Genomic DNA, 16,018 nt, shown 5'->3' on the forward strand with positions numbered 1-16,018 from the left:
CGATGCGCGTCGCAGTTCAGGAAGAGGCATTCGATCTGGGGGCCGAGGCCAACGCCTTTGCCGCCGGGGATGACGCAAACGGTGCCATCGTCACCTTCACCGGCGTTGTGCGCGACCTTGCAAGCGGTGATCTGGATGTGATGGAGATCGAACACTATCCGGGCATGACCGAACGTGCTCTGACCAAGATTGCGCAAGAGGCCAAGGATCGTTGGTCACTGGGTGATGTGCTGGTGATTCATCGCCATGGTCGCTTGGCCGCGGGCGACCGGATTATGATGGTGGCCACCGCCGCGCCGCATCGCAAAGATGCGTTTGAAGCGGCGGAATATCTAATGGATTATCTGAAGTCCCGCGCGCCCTTCTGGAAGAAGGAAGTCACCAATACCGGCGCGGAATGGGTCGCTGCCAAAGACGAAGACGAAGATGCACTGACCCGGTGGTAGGTGCTTCCGGCACCCAGGTTTCAGGTGCCGGATGTGGCAGGAGAACTTAGCTGCTTTGCTCGGAATTGCAGGTACGAGCGGCTTCAATGGCTTTTAGCGTTCCGTCCAGGCTTACGGTGAAAGCGAATTCCTTTTCGGGAAACACGGTCATTTCGTATTTTTTCATAACATCATCAACGAATTGCGCGTTGTTCGCCAGGATATAGCCTCCGGTGTATCCTTCAGCCAAATGCTTGGTTTTCTTGCGTGCTTCGGCTTCATAGAGGTTGCCGTCAAGCGACAGGAATATTTTTTCCTTCTTACCTTTCAAGCCGATGTCGTTCTGAGTGAAGACACCAAGATAGCCCATTTCCTGATCCTTGGTCAGACCCATTTGCACGACGTTATTGTTTTCATCCACGCGCTCAATCAGGCATGAACCCCGGGTTTCATCGACAAAGATGGTCCAGCCAGATTCTTCGCCCCACTTTGTAAAGGTGTCGTTCTCTGACGGTATCACATCGCTTGAGGCAAAAGCAGATGTGGTTGCAAACGCTGTCAAGATGGCGGCGGTCTTAAATGTTGACTTGAGATACATAGTTCACTCCAGTTTATTGGATAGCGGACTTGGGTATGTGCAGGCAAATACGCACTCATTCATATTATTGAATTGAAACGAAAATTGGAGTCCAGCCAATTGTATCGGCCAAAATACGCCGATCTTGCCGAATACGCGCCTGATCCATACGGAAACGCCGGTAAACCCAATCGGGCGGCTGACCGATCTGGCTGCAGTTTCCGCAATTGCGCATGACGCGAGCGCGTTGTTGTCGTGTGACGCGACCTTCGCCTCGCCACTGGGGCAGCCCAGCAAAGAATTGGGTGTCGATCTGATCATGCATTCCGTGACCAAGTTTATCGGCGGGCACGGTGACGCCATCGGGGGCGCGGTGGCTGGCCGAAAAGAGTTGATCGAGAAGATCCGCAACGAGTCGGCCATTCATCACGGTAGCATCATGTCACCTTTCAACGCGTGGATGATTGCCCGGGGCATGGCCACTTTGCCGCTTCGGATGAAGGCGCATCAGGCAGGGGCCACGGCTGTAGCTGAATGGCTTGAGACGCGCGGGTCTGTCACCAAAGTCGTGTATCCGGGCCTGAAATCGCACCCACAATACGAACTGGCACAGCGGCAGATGCGGAATACATCCGGCATGATCACCTTTCAGGTGGGTGACAACGCGACCGGAGAAGCATTGGCCCAGCAGATGATCGATAAACTGCAGATCGTCCACTATGCCGTGTCGCTTGGCCACCACCGAAGTCTGATCTTCTGGATGGGCACCGACGCTTTGATGCAAACCTCTTTCCGTCTGGAAGGGGCGCAGTTGGAAAGCTACCGGGATTATGCCGGGGATGGCGTGTTCCGGCTGTCGGTCGGTCTGGAAGACCTAGAGGACCTGATCGCCGATCTAGCGCAGGTTTTGTGACCCGACGGCGCGCTGGGCGCGTCAATCAGCGTTGTTGATCCGCCCGCGCAATTCTTCAGCCTCTTGCCGCGCGGCGCGCAGGCCGTCCATGGCGGCGGCCAGTTCTGCTTCGGTCTGGGTCAGTTGATTGGTCAGCTCTGCCTCGCGCTGTTGCAGATAGGTGATGGCCTGATCGCGGGTTTCTTCAGCCTCGTGCAATTCCTGACTCATCCGGTCCAGGTCGGCCACGTCGCTTTGGCGAACGCGGGACAGGCGGTGGGCCAGCCAGTTGGCAAACCAGCCCATGCAGAAGGCCGCAAACAGAATGATGGCCGTGGCGATGATGAATTCGGTTCTGTTCAACTTACTGGTCCTCTGCATCCGCATCTGGTGCGGTCGTGTCAGTCTGGTCTGTCTCGGGCGCGTCAGCTTCTGTCTCAGCCTCAAGCGCTTCGAGACCTGTTTCGTCGACTCTGACAGGCTCGGGGCGGATCAGGCGGAATTCAATGCGGCGGTTTTCTTCCCGACCTTCCTCGGTGTCATTATCAGCGATGGGCTGCGTTTCACCATATCCCACTGCGGAGTAGCTGCTGGTAGGAATGCGTCGCCCACGCAATTCGTTCAGAATAGACTGCGCGCGTGCCTGACTGAGTTGCTGATTCATCTCTTCACGGCCCTGGCTGTCGGTGTGGCCCTGAATCTCCAGCCGAATCGGCCCGCAGTCCCGCAGGATATCGGCAATCTGGTTCACGGTATCGCGCGAGGCCGAGGCAATCGTGGCTGATCCGGGTTCGAATGCGATCTTGCTGGACGCTTGGACGTCAGCGATCTGTTGTTCGCAAATCGCCGGGTCAGGCAGAGCGTCTTCAGGTTCCGGCGGTGGCTGATAGGTGATCATCAGGGTGAATTCCTGCCCCTCACCCAGCTTGTCCGACAGCTGACCAGCGATACGGGCCTTGGCGTCTACCTCGTGGCTGAGGCCGGCCAGCTCGACAGTATCAGGCGTCACGGTCAGGGCCCCGTTATGCAGCTGCGCCAAAGCCTCCAGCCCGGCCAGAACACGCACAGGCCAGTCCGAGGGAAGATCGGACACAATGCGTGTGGCGGTGTAAACCTGATCGGATCCAAAGGCTGCACGGGCGTAGCTGTCGACCATGTCACGCAGGGTCTCATCGCCCAGACGGCCACGCAGTTGCACCAGCCCCTCGGGGCTGCGGGTTGCCGAGAATTCAACCGGGCCGGATGCATCCGCGATCTCTGGTTCCGGCAACACGGCGTGCAAAGCAAATACGGGCGGCAAGGCGGCTTCAAGCTCACCTACCACCCGGTCAAAAAGGACAGTGTCTGTACCCTGCGCCGCAACCAACGTGATGTCCGCATCAGACAGCGTGACGGTGCCCATGCCGATTTTGGAAAGGGCCTGAATGCTCTGTTCGGCGGCTTCGGGCCAGCTTGGTGAGGGTTCTCCCAGGCCGATTGTGCAACTATAGATGCCTTGTAATCCCGCCTCACGCGCGGCGGCCACGATGCGGTCGCGAGCCTGTTCATCCTGCGCAGAACAGGCGTCGAAATGCCCGCCCTCATCATCGATCAAGTAGCGCAGCGTAAAAGGTGTAAGGACCGGTCGAGGGGCCGAAATCGCCAATCCGATCCTCAGGCTGGGCGGCGCGGCGCGGGTCAGATCCTGCTCGAGCTGTTGTTTTTCCTGCTGGCTGTCTGCAATCGCGGTGATCCGGACCAGATCAGAACTGGCGGAAATCTTGGCGCGGGGCAGGCGCGCCAGGGCTTCGATGGCGTAAGACACGGCAGCATCCCAGCCGTCGGGCTTGGGATAGTCCGCGGTTTCCATCAAGTCCGAAACTGCAACACTCGGGTCCAGATTGCTCAGCCGGTCGATCAGATCGGCCCTGTCCTCGCTGGCCGGAATCAGACCGATGATCGAGATACCGCTGTCGTTGCGCAGAATTTCTGCCGAGAATCGCGGTGGGGCCAGGGCCGAGGTGGCCTCGACCTCCATTTCATCAATCACACGGGATGTGTCGACCTCGGTTCCCGCAGCGGTCAACGCGTTGAACCGTGTGGCCTCGTCCGGTGCGGTTCCTGTCAGGATTACGCGCAGACCGTCGGATTCGACCTCGGCCCAGTCATGACCTTTGAGGTCCAGTGACCGCCGTACAGCGAATTCTGATGTCTCTTCGATCTTGGTAACGGCATAGCTTGCCGCCACCAGGGACAGCCCGGCTGAGACCAAAAAGATCAGCACAACAGCGATAAAAAAAGGCAGACGCATGTTTGGGTTTGACACTCCTCAGGCGTTTGGCCTGATCTTTACAACCCCCAATCGGCAGGTGCAATCAGAGCAGCAGCGCGACGCAGAGGAAGATCAGCGGAATCAGGCCGGTGTCTCGGTTGACCCGGAACAGATGCAACAGCTTGGCGTTGTCTTCCAGGTCCAGACAGCGCAGTTGCCACATCATGTGCCAGCCCATGGCCCAAGGACCGCCGAGCGCAACGACCAGTGCCAGGATCGAGATGTTCGGTACCCCTGCATCAATTATGGCCAGCCCCATCAACGATACCGTCGCAACCAGAAAATACTTCAGCCACCTCGCTGTATCCTTGCCGAACAGGCGGGCTGTGGACTTGATCCCCACCAGCTCGTCATCCTCGGCATCCTGATGGGCGTAGATCGTGTCATAAAACAAGGTCCACGCGATGCCTGCCAGATACAGCGTTACTGCGGGCCACCCGACCGAACCACTATGCGCTGCCCAGGCCAAAAGCGCGCCCCAATTGAAGGCCAACCCCAGAAACACCTGCGGCCACCATGTGAACCGCTTGGCGAATGGGTAAATCGTCACCGGCAGCAAGGACAGCACGCCCATGGCAATCGCCGCCTGATTGAAACTCAGCAGGATGCCAAGCGCCAGCAGGCATTGCAGGATCATCCAGGTTGCAGCCTGCCGGACGCTGACCTGCCCCGAAGGAATCGGGCGCGAGCGTGTGCGTTCAACCTGCCCGTCGTACTCTCGATCGGTGATGTCGTTCCAGGTGCAGCCGGCACCACGCATCAGAAAAGCCCCCAATGCGCATCCAACGGCAATCCAAAGATCTTCCCATCTGGGTTGACCGTCATGCAGGATTGCCAGCGCCAGCCCCCACCAGCACGGGATCAGCAACAGCCACGTGCCAATGGGCCGGTCCGCGCGGCTGAGGCGCAGATAGGGGCGGGTAAAGGCCGGGGCATAAGTGTCGACCCAGTTGCCGGTGACGGCATCGGCGACTTGACCATCTGGTGTTGGGGCATTGCCTTGCATATGTAAGGTCTCATGAGTGCGAAGATCAGACTGTATGTAGAGCAGCCCTTGGGTCAGGGGCAATCGGTTCCTTTGACGCGTGACCAGGCGCATTACCTGTTTGGCGTCATGCGTCTTGTTGTCAAAGGGCAGGTCGCCCTGTTCAACGGGCAAGATGGAGAGTGGCTGGCGGAAGTGTCCGACGCGGGCAAACGCAGCGGGACGCTAACCTGCCTTAAGCAGACGAAACCGTTGCAGTTGCCGCCCGATCTGTGGTTCCTGTTCGCACCGATCAAAAAAGCGCGCACCGATTTCATCGTGGAAAAAGCCGCTGAAATGGGTGCGGCGCGCATCCTGCCTGTTCAGACCGAATTCACCAATTCCGAACGCATCCGGCAAGACCGGTTGCAGGCCCATGCAGTTGAGGCGGCAGAGCAGTGTGGTGGAACATTCGTGCCCGAGGTCGCCGATCTTCAGCGGCTGGATCGCCTGCTGGATGGCTGGCCTGAAGACCGGCAGTTGATGTTCTGCAACGAGGCCGAGGTCGGATCGGCCCTGCGATTGGCCGCCAATGAAAAAGGTCGCCCGTGGGCGATTCTCATCGGCCCGGAAGGTGGCTTTTCCAATAAAGAGCGCGCCCGCCTGTCAGCTCTGCCCTATGCGCATGTTGTCAGCCTGGGTCCGCGCATCCTACGGGCGGATACGGCGGCTGTGGCTGCGTTGACGATGTGGCAGCAGGCGCTGGGGGATTGGTCGTGAAAGGGAAATATCAGGACTGGTTGGTCGCTCAAGGCTACAATGAAAACACCTGCAATACCCAAATGGCCCATATTCGGGCCATTGAGAAGCATTATGGTGAATTGCTGCCCCTGCTCTCAGACGGTGGCCTGGACAAGCTGGTTGAGGACTTCACCTACTCGAAAGAAGATGAGCGGGCTGGGCGGCCCAACCCGAGTAAGGTGGATTTTAGCGGCAGGGTCTACACCCGTCTCCAATCGTTGAAAGGCGCGTTACGCCGATATGCGCGGTTCGTTTCGGAAGGTTTTGATCCTGAGTTGGATGAACCTACACCTAGAGATCCGACCGAACATGCCAAGTCGGAGCAATCTGAGAAACAGCGTTTCGCGTTGGAGCGCGACATGCAAGCAGCCTTGCGCAGAAACATATCCGCTCTGGAGATTGGCCTGACCATCATAGATGACGGCGCGGAACGTTCGGTCGATTCTGGATTCATCGATATCCTTTGCGAAGACCCGTCCGGTCAGATGGTTGTCATTGAATTGAAAGCCGGGAAGACAGACAGCCGGGTTGTCGGGCAGATTCTGGGATATATGGGCGATCTGATCGCCGAAGACGAACCTCAGGCCATCCGTGGAGTGATCGTGGCTCACAGTTTTGACAAACGGACATTGGCCGCAGCGCGCGCGATCCCCAACTTAAGACTTGTGACTTACGCAATAGAGTTTTCCTTCGAGGCCCTGTCATGAGTTTCATCCGACCCGAGGCAAAACTGGCGCTGTGGCGTTGGCGCGAAGTTCTGGTTGCAGTCTTTGTCCTGATCCTGGGCCTTAGCTGGGTCAGCGGGCCGGGTGGGTTGCTGGCATGGTTGGGTTGGGTCTTGATCTTGGTGTCTGCGGCGCTGGCCGTGATTGGCGTGCAGCGCGCCCGGTTCAGAACCGGCGCAGGCGGGCAGGGCGTCGTGACGGTGGACGAAGGGCAAATCACCTATCTCGGCCCTCTGGATGGCGGTATTGTTGCGACTCGCGAAATTGAAAGGCTTGCGCTCGACCCGACCTCAAGCCCCGCGCATTGGGTTTTGGATCAGTCGGGACAGCCGGCGCTTCACATTCCTGTGAATGCAGAAGGGGCCGAGGCATTGTTTGACGTGTTTTCCAGCCTGCCTGGGCTGAAAACGGAACAGATGTTGTCAGAACTCAACGGCAAATCGCGGCATCCCGTGGTCATCTGGGAACGCACCCCGTCGCGCCCAGCGCATTTGCGGTTGCATTGACACTAGCGTCATTTAAGACCACGACTGACCTTCAAGACAGATACATCAGGATCGGAGCACGGTTCATGTCCATCCCTCAGTCCGGCGGCGGTCCGATCGAACGCCATGAACAACTGGCCGAATACCTGGAATCAGGCTGCAAACCCAAAGAAGACTGGCGCATTGGCACCGAGCACGAAAAGTTCGGCTATTGCAAAGACACGCTGAAGCCGCTGCCCTTTGAGGGCAAACGCTCGATTGTGGCTGTGCTGGAAGGTCTGCGGGACCGCCATGGTTGGGGCGAGGTGCGCGAAGGCGACAAGCTGATCGGTCTGGAAAAAGATGGCGCCAATGTCAGCCTGGAACCGGGTGGCGCGCTGGAGCTGTCAGGTGCCCCGTTGGAGACGATCCACGAGACCTGCGATGAGGTAAACATCCACTTGCGTGAGGTGAAGGATATCGCCGATGAGATTGGCGTTGGCTTCATCGGCTTGGGTGCGGCCCCGATCTGGACCCACGAGGAAATGCCGTTGATGCCCAAGGGGCGTTATCGGCTGATGAACGACTATATGGAGAAGGTCGGCACCATGGGTCGCGCCATGATGCGGCGCACCTGCACCGTGCAGGTCAATATCGACTTTGGGTCCGAGGCCGACATGGTGCAGAAATTGCGTGTTGCACTTGCGTTGCAGCCGGTGGCGACCGCTCTGTTTGCCAATTCACCCTTCTTCGAGGGCAAGCCCAACGGCCAGAAAAGCTGGCGCAGCCATATCTGGCGGCATCTGGACGATGCGCGCACCGGGATGCTGCCTTTTGTGTTCGAAGACGGCTTCGGGTTCGAGCGCTATGTGCAATATGCGCTCGATGTGCCGATGTATTTTGTCTATCGCGATGGCAATTATATCAACGCGCTGGGCATGTCGTTCCGCGATTTCCTGAAAGGTGAGCTGCCAGCCCTGCCGGGTGAAACGCCGACCCTCAGTGATTGGGCCGATCACCTGACCACCGCCTTCCCCGAAGCGCGGATCAAGAAATTCATGGAGATGCGCGGCGCCGATGGTGGCCCATGGCGTCGTCTCTGCGCGCTGCCTGCTTTCTGGGTTGGTCTGATCTACGATCAGGGCGCGCTGGATGCGGCCTGGGATCTGGTCAAGGGCTGGGACGCTGAAACGCGCGAGGAACTGCGTGTTCAGGCCGCGGTTCATGGCCTTCAGGCGCAGGTCGGCGACATCAACATGCATGATCTGGCGCGTGAGGTCGTAGCGATTTCTGAGGCGGGCCTTAAATCCCGCGCCTTCCCCGGTGCGGGCGGTCTGGTCCCGGACGAGACGCATTTCCTGAACGCGCTCAAGGAAAGCATCGACACCGGCAAGGTTCCCGCTGATGAGTTGCTGGATCACTACAATGGTGACTGGAATGGCGACCTGACCCGGATTTTCCCGGAATACAGCTATTGATCCGCACCGTCCCGCTTGCATTCGCAGGGCGGGGCCGATAGCAGGTTCTCGACCAAATTCAGAGGGCCGTCATGGACGATCTTAAGGCAAAATACCTGGGCCAAATCGCCGAAGCTGGCGACGAAAACGCACTTGAGGCGATCCGTGTCGCGGCTGTTGGCAAAAAAGGCGAGGTCGCGCTGAAGATGCGCGAGCTGGGCAAGATGACACCCGAAGAGCGCCAGGTTGCAGGCCCCGCCCTGAACGCCCTGAAGGATGAGATCAACTCGGCTCTGTCCGCCAAGAAGGCTGCTTTGGCTGATGCCGCGCTGGATGAGCGTCTGCGCACCGAGTGGCTGGACGTCACCCTGCCGACCCGCGCACGCCGTCAGGGCTCGATCCACCCGGTCAGCCAGGCGACCGAGGAACTGACTGCGATCTTTGCCGAACTGGGCTTCTCTGTCGCCGAAGGCCCGCGGATCGAGACCGATTGGCACAACTTTGACGCCCTGAACATCCCCGGCCACCACCCCGCGCGGGCCGAGATGGACACGTTCTACATGCACCGCGCCGAGGGCGATAACCGCCCGCCGCATGTGCTGCGCACCCATACGTCTCCGGTGCAAATCCGCTCGATGGAGAAACAGGGCGCGCCGATCCGCATCATTTGTCCGGGCGGTGTGTACCGCGCCGACTATGACCAGACCCACACGCCGATGTTCCATCAGGTCGAGGGGCTGGCCATCGACAAGGACATCTCGATGGCGAACCTGAAATGGGTTCTGGAAGAGTTCGTGAAGGCCTTCTTCGAGGTTGATGACGTCGAACTGCGCTTCCGCGCCTCGCACTTCCCCTTCACCGAACCGTCGGCCGAGGTCGATATCCGCTGTTCCTGGGACAACGGCCAGCTGAAGATCGGCGAGGGTGACGACTGGATGGAGATTCTAGGGTCCGGCATGGTCCACCCCAAGGTGATCGCCGCCGGTGGAATCGACCCCGAGGTCTATCAGGGTTTTGCGTTCGGGATTGGGATCGACCGTCTGGCGATGTTGAAATACGGCATTCCCGATCTGCGGGCGTTCTTTGATTCCGACCTGCGCTGGTTGCGGCACTATGGGTTTGCAGCGCTGGATATGCCGAACCTGCATGGTGGTTTGTCTCGGTGAAGCTGGACGAGAAAAAGTTTCTCCAAATAATGTAGTACATCGAGGCTTCGGATAATTCCGGAGCCTCTTTCGATGATACTGCCGAGAGAGGGAATGCTCACTATCCGACGATGGAGCCCCGACAGGACACGACCCAAAACAAATTGGGGATGCCAATTTCTGAACGAGATTTCCTGTTTACTCTCATGCGCGCGGAGAATCTGATCACTGGGTCGTTCACGAAGGACGGTGCTTCAAACATACATCTGACTTACAGTGGGCATGTTTGGTTGCAGGAATATCGCCAGAATACTCTTTCGAAGCGATTTTTTAGATGGTCTGGTCGCCAGTTTGATAAATTGTTTTCCTCCGTTGCCTTGCCAACAATAGTCGCAGTTTTGACGGTATTCGTTCTAGAATACGTTGGAACTTATCGCGGAAAACCGGTTGACGAAGTTACCATCGAAGAAGCCGTCGAAGGGTATCTAATAAAGCGTGATGAAGAATTATCCGAGTAGATGGAGCGCTGAATAGCATTTTCACTATTTATTTTGGAATGGGCTTGAAAGCGCGGAGCAAAGGCCGATAGGCCGCCGCGCCATCGCCAGACCGCCCGCACGGGCTGGCGATTTGTCCCTGCAAGCGCTCCGTTTGAACGATACACGGACATGGCCACCATAAACTGCCCATCACAACTGGAAGATCGCCATCCCATGGTCTGGAAACAGCGCGGCTTGTCACAATCTCCCACGGGGTTGTGACGTGACAGCGGGCGCAGGCTCGCTAGGTTTCGGTGGATGATTTACCGACTGCTCTGCCTTCTTCTGCTGACCGCTACCCAAGCCACCGCTGTGGACACGTGCCACGGTGATACCGCCTGTCAGGTCGGCGACCGTTCATATCATGTTCTGGAACCTGATGGCTGGGACGGCGAAACGCCTCTGCCCGTACTGCTGCATTTCCACGGCTGGGCGCGGCAGGGGACTGTGGTGGTGAATCACGAACGCATCGCCGGAGCGACCAAGCTGCGCGGCGTGTTGCTGGTAGCCCCGAACGGGTTGGGTAAAAGCTGGGATTTCTGGACCTCGGACACCGGCGATGTACCCTTTGCGGACCGGGTGCTTGAGGATGTAGCGAAACGTTATCCGATTGATCCGGATCGTATCTATGTCTCGGGCTATTCCTTCGGCGGTGCGATGGCGTGGCGCTATGTGTGCCAGTCGGGCAACGACGTTGCCGCCTTGCTGGCCGTTGCGGGTTCGATCCGTCAGACGGCAGACTGCCCCGAAGCCCCGCGCGAGGTGCGTCACGTGCATGGTCTCAGCGATACGGTGATGGACTTCCCTTATGGCGCAAATGGTGACACGACCTATCCGGTCGCCTTGTGGCGCGCGGCCTATGACTGCCACGATGCCACGCCGCGTGGCGAGTGGAGCGTGGTGCCGATCCTGACGCTCAGCCGGGTGGAGTGGACGGATTGCGTGCAGGGGCAGGTGGTACTGGACACCCATCCGGGCGGGCATTTCATCCCCCACGGCTGGATCGGGCGGCAGTTGGACGAGCTTTTGGGCCGCACCCCCACCTATCCGTGACGCGCAGCGCTTGCACCCCGGCTCATTCTTTGCCATTGCCTGTGCCAAACGGATGTTTGCCCAAGAAGGCCGCTTGCAATGAAATTCACACTGTCCTGGCTCAAAGACCACCTCGATACTGACGCTTCGGTTGATGAGATCGCCGAGGCGCTGACCGATCTTGGCCTTGAGGTCGAAGAGATCGTGAATCCAGCGGACCGGTTGGCTGGTTTTACGCTGGGCCATGTGAAGCACGCCGAGAAACACCCCGACGCCGACAAGCTGCGCGTCTGCACGGTTGAGACCGATAAGGGCGACCTGCAGATCATCTGCGGTGCCCCCAACGCGCGCGAAGGCATCACCGTCGTGGTCTGCAAACCCGGCATGTATATTCCCGGTCTGGATATTACCATCAGCGTCGGCAAGATCCGGGGCGTCGAAAGCTTTGGCATGATGGCGTCCGAGCGTGAGCTGGAGCTGTCGGAGGAGCATGACGGTATCATCGAGCTGCCCTCAGGCGAGGTCGGCGACCGTTTTGTCGACTGGTTGGCCGAAAATGATCCGTCCAAGGTCGATCCGATGATCGAAATCGCGATCACGCCCAACCGTCCGGATGCGCTGGGTGTCGAGGGGATCGCGCGCGATCTGGCCGCACGTGGGATCGGGACTTTGAAGCAGCGTGACTATGTGCCGGTTCCGGGGGATTTCGAGTGCCCGATCAAAGTCAGCATTGACGAAGACACTCTGGATGGCGCGCCGCATTTCACAGGTCGTTTGATCCGGGGTGTCAAGAACGGTCCAAGCCCGCAGTGGCTGCAGGACCAACTGAAAGCTATTGGCCTGCGTCCGATCTCGGCCTTGGTGGACATCACCAATTATATGACCTTTGATCAAAATCGCCCTCTGCACGTTTTCGATGCGGATAAGGTGCAAGGCAGCCTGCGAGTGCATCGCGCCAAAGGTGGCGAGACGCTGGTGGCGCTGGACGAGAAAGAATACACCCTGCAACCCGGTATGATGGTGATTTCGGACGACGAAGGCGCCGAATCCATCGCCGGTATCATGGGGGGCGAGGAAACCGGCTGCACCGAAGAGACCGTGAACGTGTTCCTCGAAAGCGCGTTTTGGGATCATGTGCAGATTGCGTTGACCGGGCGTGCGCTCAAGATCAATTCGGATGCGCGCTATCGCTTTGAGCGCGGTGTCGACCCGGAATACACCCGCGAAGGGTTGGAACACGCAACCCAGATGATCCTGGATATCTGTGGGGGTGAGGCATCTAACGTGGTCGAAGCTGGCAAGGCTCCGAACCACGGGCGGGCTTACAAGCTGGACGCGGCACGGGTGCAGTCTCTGGTCGGCATGGACATTCCGGAAAGCGAACAGCGTCAGACCCTGACCCGTCTGGGTTTCCGCCTTGAGGGTGAGATGGCCCATGTTCCCAGCTGGCGCCCCGATATCATGGGCGAGGCCGACCTGGTGGAAGAGGTCGCGCGGATCGCATCCCTGACCAAGTTGCAGGGTAAACCGCTGCCACGCGTCACCGAAGGCATCCCGAAACCCGTGATGACACCGACACAGCGCCGTCAGTCCATGGCACGCCGTACCTGTGCAGCGCTGGGCTACAACGAATGCGTCAGCTATACCTTCATTGATCAGGCCTCGGCGGCGTTGTTCGGTGGAGGCGATGAAGCCACGCAACTGGAAAACCCGATCTCGTCTGAGATGAGCCACATGCGCCCTGATCTATTGCCCGGCCTGTTGCAGGCCGCTGCCCGCAATCAGGCACGCGGCTATGCGGACGTGGGCCTGTTCGAGGTTGGCCCGGTCTTCCATGATGGCGAGCCCGGCGACCAGAAAACCCAGATCACCGGACTGCTGGTGGGACGGTCTGGTCCAAAGGATGTGCACGGCGCTTCGCGGTCGGTGGATGTGTTCGATGCCAAGGCGGATGCCGAGGCTGTCCTGACCGCCATAGGCGCACCTGCCAAGGTCCAAGTTCTGCGCGATGGGGATGCATGGTGGCATCCGGGGCGTCACGGCAAGATTTGCCTGGGTCCGAAAAAGGTGTTGGGCGTGTTCGGCGAACTGCATCCGCGTGTGCTGCAAGCGATGGATATCAAAGGCCCGGCGATGGCGTTTACCATCTGGCCGGACGAGGTGCCTCTGCCCCGTAAATCCGGTGCAACCCGTGCCGCGTTGGAGCTGCGCGATCTGCAAGCGGTAGAACGCGACTTTGCCTTTGTTGTCGATGAGGGCGTCGAAGCGCTGACGCTGGTGAACGCCGCGGCCGGTGCTGACAAGGCGCTGATCGAGGATGTCCGCGTATTTGATGAGTTCATTGGCGGCAGTCTGGGTGAGGGCAAGAAATCCTTGGCCATCACTGTGCGTCTGCAACCGACGGACACGACGCTGAAAGAAAAAGACATCGAAGCGGTGGCCGAGAAGATCATCGCCAAGGTTACCAAAGCGACCGGCGGCGTTCTGCGCGGCTAAGCACATAACCATTCAAAGAGAAAGGGGCTCCAAATGCGGAGCCCCTTTTTCGCTTATCGCTTCAACATTTCTTAGCCGTTTGTCTCGGCTTTCGTTATCTCTTTACCAGGATATTCTGGCATGGAGAAAGTCCTTCCAGCTATCTACGTGGGGCCACTTCTTCTGGAAGTTCGAAACAAATATGTTTGCGAAGGCCTCGATGTAGGCGTGGTCGGATGTAGTGATCGAGTCTCTTGCACGTGGACCCTTGGGTATGCGCAGAGTGTCTGGGTCTTTATATGCTTGTTTTCGAGCAGGGTTTTCTATTCCCAGTTCACCACTTGCTTTATCCAACTCTGACATGACGTATTGATACCGAGCAGCTTTAGCCGCGAGGTGAGCATCCCTTTTGTCTATGCCATAATTGAGGTCTACAACCTCTTGTTGCAGCCGTTGTATCTCTTCCCGAAGCTCCTCATTCGTCGCGGTTTCAGCGTTGACGCGCTCTTGTTGCGCAACCGCATGGGCAACGACCTGACCAATGCCCTTGGCCATGTCTTTCATATCCCGGTTGTTCTGATTCAGTTTGGTAATCGATGCCTGCCGAACAAACCCGTCGAAAAATCCGCCCATAATTCCGTCCTTGCCTTGCATTCCGTTGGGGCCACCTGCAGGTGACGTCGGAAACTGTTTCAATTCATCGCCTTATCCGAACTCTGTCGAATGTTGCGAGAGCGGTCAATGTCCGTTTCAACTCTTGCGTTTATGGCGTGTGAATCCAATCTATTTGTCTGATCCCTCTCTTGGGTTGCAGCGCTATTCGCACTAGGGTCGCTGCAAAAGATTAAAGGAGACACACATGGGCCTGAACGTTTACCTCTCTGGCGAAATCCATACCGACTGGCGTGAGCAGATCATCGACAGCGCGCAGGGGTTGGACATCACGTTCAACAGTCCGGCCACCGATCACGCAGCCAGCGACGATTGCGGCGTAGCCATTCTGGGGGCTGAACCTAACAAGTATTGGCACGACCACAAGGGCGCGATGGTCAACGCTATCCGCACCCGCAAGGGTATCGCGGATGCTGATGTGGTGGTCGTCCGGTTCGGCGACAAATACAAACAATGGAACGCCGCCTTTGACGCGGGCTACGCAGCCGCGCTCGGGAAATCCATCATCGTGCTGCACGGCCCCGACCATCAACACGCGCTGAAAGAAGTTGATGCAGCCGCGCTGGCCGTGGCCGAAGAGCCCGCTCAGGTAGTCGAAATCCTGCGCTACGTGCTGACAGGCGCGCTGCCGAGCTAAGCCGCAATAAAAGGGTGCCCGCTTCGGCACCCTTTCGATCGCGAAACCGCTTAAGCGCGGGCGGGTATGGTCTTGCCGCGCTGAACCGCCGGACGCTCCATGAAACGGTCGACATAAGCGACGACATTGGCGTAGTCGTCCCAGCCGACAACCTCTTTTGCACCGTAGAAATCCAATGCGTTCAGCCAGGGGGCAAGGGCGATATCCGCGATGGAAAACTCGCCTGCGATCCAGTCTTGCCCGTCCAACTGGGTGTCGACCACGTTCAGCAGGCGTTTGGCCTCGTTGATATAGCGGTCGCGCGGGCGGGGATCTTCGATCTCGCTGCCCGCAAATTTGTAGAAAAAGCCTAGCTGGCCGAGCATGGGACCAACTCCACCCATCTGGAACATCAGCCATTGGGTGATGCGATGCTTGTCTGCTGCGCTTTGGCCTAGCAACTTGCCTGACTTCTCGGCCAGATACAGCAGGATCGCGCCGCTTTCGAACAGGGCAAGTGGTTCACCGTCCGGACCGTTGGGATCGATGATGGCGGGGATTTTGTTGTTGGGGTTCAGCGACAGAAACTCGGGGCTTTTGACATCGGCATCAGCCAGCGTCACCAGATGAGCCTCATAGGGCAGGCCGGTTTCCTCAAGCATGATCGACGCCTTGACGCCGTTTGGGGTCGGATAGGAGTACAGTTGGATCTTGTCCGGGGATTGGGCTGGCCAGCGGGCCATGATCGGATGAGGTTTGGTGTCCAGCATGGGGTGCTCCTGATTGGATGATTTTTCAAAGTTAGGGGTCAACCCGCAATCTTGTAAGCCCTTTGGAATGTGCATATCCGGTCAGGCCGTGTTTTTTGATGAACAACGGGGAAAACCGCAAAAACTCGCACCTAGACCTGAAGGTAAACTTGG

16 protein-coding genes are annotated in these 16,018 nt (G+C 58.3%); 10 read left to right on the plus strand and 6 right to left on the minus strand.

Annotated elements, in window-relative coordinates; translation table 11 throughout:
• Nucleotides 1–2: 2 nt before the first annotated feature.
• Entirely contained in the window at nt 3–446 is a 444-nt protein-coding gene (locus AC2FLD_RS07905) for a molybdenum cofactor biosynthesis protein MoaE (RefSeq protein WP_050603970.1), read from the plus strand.
• Between the two features lie 46 nt (nt 447–492).
• Here AC2FLD_RS07905 and AC2FLD_RS07910 read toward each other — a convergent pair whose 3' ends face one another.
• A complete protein-coding gene (locus tag AC2FLD_RS07910) occupies nt 493–1,023 on the minus strand; it encodes a hypothetical protein (RefSeq protein WP_050603971.1) in 531 nt (176 codons plus the stop codon).
• A gap of 124 nt (nt 1,024–1,147) precedes the next feature.
• Here AC2FLD_RS07910 and AC2FLD_RS07915 point away from each other — a divergent pair, with 124 nt between their 5' ends.
• Entirely contained in the window at nt 1,148–1,915 is a 768-nt protein-coding gene (locus AC2FLD_RS07915) for a trans-sulfuration enzyme family protein (RefSeq protein ID WP_496668440.1), read from the plus strand.
• Between the two features lie 21 nt (nt 1,916–1,936).
• On the opposite strand, the gene AC2FLD_RS07920 is transcribed toward AC2FLD_RS07915, so the two are convergent.
• From AC2FLD_RS07920 to ubiA, 3 genes are all read right to left on the minus strand, one after another.
• Complete coding sequence (locus tag AC2FLD_RS07920; protein ID WP_050603973.1) at nt 1,937–2,257, minus strand: hypothetical protein; 321 nt, start codon at nt 2,255–2,257, stop codon at nt 1,937–1,939.
• A 1-nt stretch (nt 2,258) separates the two neighbouring features.
• On the minus strand, nt 2,259–4,184 hold the full coding sequence (locus tag AC2FLD_RS07925; RefSeq protein WP_496668442.1) for an OmpA family protein: 1,926 nt from the start codon (nt 4,182–4,184) through the stop codon (nt 2,259–2,261).
• A 64-nt stretch (nt 4,185–4,248) separates the two neighbouring features.
• Complete coding sequence (ubiA, locus tag AC2FLD_RS07930) at nt 4,249–5,211, minus strand: 4-hydroxybenzoate octaprenyltransferase (RefSeq protein WP_496668444.1); 963 nt, start codon at nt 5,209–5,211, stop codon at nt 4,249–4,251.
• 12 nt (nt 5,212–5,223) lie between these two features.
• Here ubiA and AC2FLD_RS07935 point away from each other — a divergent pair, with 12 nt between their 5' ends.
• From AC2FLD_RS07935 to pheT, 7 genes are all read left to right on the plus strand, one after another.
• Nucleotides 5,224–5,949, plus strand: coding sequence for a 16S rRNA (uracil(1498)-N(3))-methyltransferase (locus tag AC2FLD_RS07935; protein WP_496668446.1), 726 nt, complete (start codon nt 5,224–5,226; stop codon nt 5,947–5,949).
• The gene (locus AC2FLD_RS07940; RefSeq protein WP_050604225.1) at nt 5,946–6,677 is read left to right on the plus strand and encodes an endonuclease NucS domain-containing protein; all 732 of its coding nucleotides are present in this window, start codon (nt 5,946–5,948) and stop codon (nt 6,675–6,677) included. Before AC2FLD_RS07935 ends, AC2FLD_RS07940 begins: the two co-directional genes overlap by 4 nt.
• Nucleotides 6,674–7,201, plus strand: a complete 528-nt coding sequence (locus AC2FLD_RS07945; RefSeq protein ID WP_496668448.1) for a hypothetical protein — start codon at nt 6,674–6,676, stop codon at nt 7,199–7,201. Before AC2FLD_RS07940 ends, AC2FLD_RS07945 begins: the two co-directional genes overlap by 4 nt.
• 65 nt (nt 7,202–7,266) lie before the next feature.
• Nucleotides 7,267–8,637 carry a glutamate--cysteine ligase gene (locus tag AC2FLD_RS07950; protein ID WP_496668450.1) on the plus strand — a complete coding sequence of 457 codons (1,371 nt, stop codon included), beginning with the start codon at nt 7,267–7,269 and terminating at the stop codon, nt 8,635–8,637.
• Nucleotides 8,638–8,708: 71 nt separating this feature from the next.
• Nucleotides 8,709–9,782 carry a phenylalanine--tRNA ligase subunit alpha gene (gene pheS, locus AC2FLD_RS07955; protein WP_496668452.1) on the plus strand — a complete coding sequence of 358 codons (1,074 nt, stop codon included), beginning with the start codon at nt 8,709–8,711 and terminating at the stop codon, nt 9,780–9,782.
• Between the two features lie 776 nt (nt 9,783–10,558).
• Nucleotides 10,559–11,353 carry a CE1 family esterase gene (locus AC2FLD_RS07960; protein WP_496668454.1) on the plus strand — a complete coding sequence of 265 codons (795 nt, stop codon included), beginning with the start codon at nt 10,559–10,561 and terminating at the stop codon, nt 11,351–11,353.
• A 78-nt stretch (nt 11,354–11,431) separates the two neighbouring features.
• Nucleotides 11,432–13,828 (plus strand): phenylalanine--tRNA ligase subunit beta, encoded by a 2,397-nt coding sequence (gene pheT, locus AC2FLD_RS07965; protein ID WP_496668456.1) that lies wholly within the window; start codon nt 11,432–11,434, stop codon nt 13,826–13,828.
• Between the two features lie 102 nt (nt 13,829–13,930).
• Here the strand turns inward: pheT and AC2FLD_RS07970 are convergent, their stop codons facing one another.
• Nucleotides 13,931–14,503: a hypothetical protein gene (locus tag AC2FLD_RS07970; protein ID WP_496668458.1), complete on the minus strand. Its 573-nt coding sequence runs from the start codon at nt 14,501–14,503 to the stop codon at nt 13,931–13,933.
• 163 nt (nt 14,504–14,666) lie between these two features.
• On the opposite strand from AC2FLD_RS07970, the gene AC2FLD_RS07975 reads away from it, so the two are divergent.
• Nucleotides 14,667–15,116: a YtoQ family protein gene (locus AC2FLD_RS07975; protein WP_496668460.1), complete on the plus strand. Its 450-nt coding sequence runs from the start codon at nt 14,667–14,669 to the stop codon at nt 15,114–15,116.
• Nucleotides 15,117–15,166: 50 nt separating this feature from the next.
• Here the strand turns inward: AC2FLD_RS07975 and AC2FLD_RS07980 are convergent, their stop codons facing one another.
• Nucleotides 15,167–15,865 carry a glutathione S-transferase family protein gene (locus AC2FLD_RS07980; protein WP_496668462.1) on the minus strand — a complete coding sequence of 233 codons (699 nt, stop codon included), beginning with the start codon at nt 15,863–15,865 and terminating at the stop codon, nt 15,167–15,169.
• Nucleotides 15,866–16,018: the final 153 nt, after the last annotated feature.

Source organism: Ruegeria sp. CDSA021, from assembly GCF_059612325.1.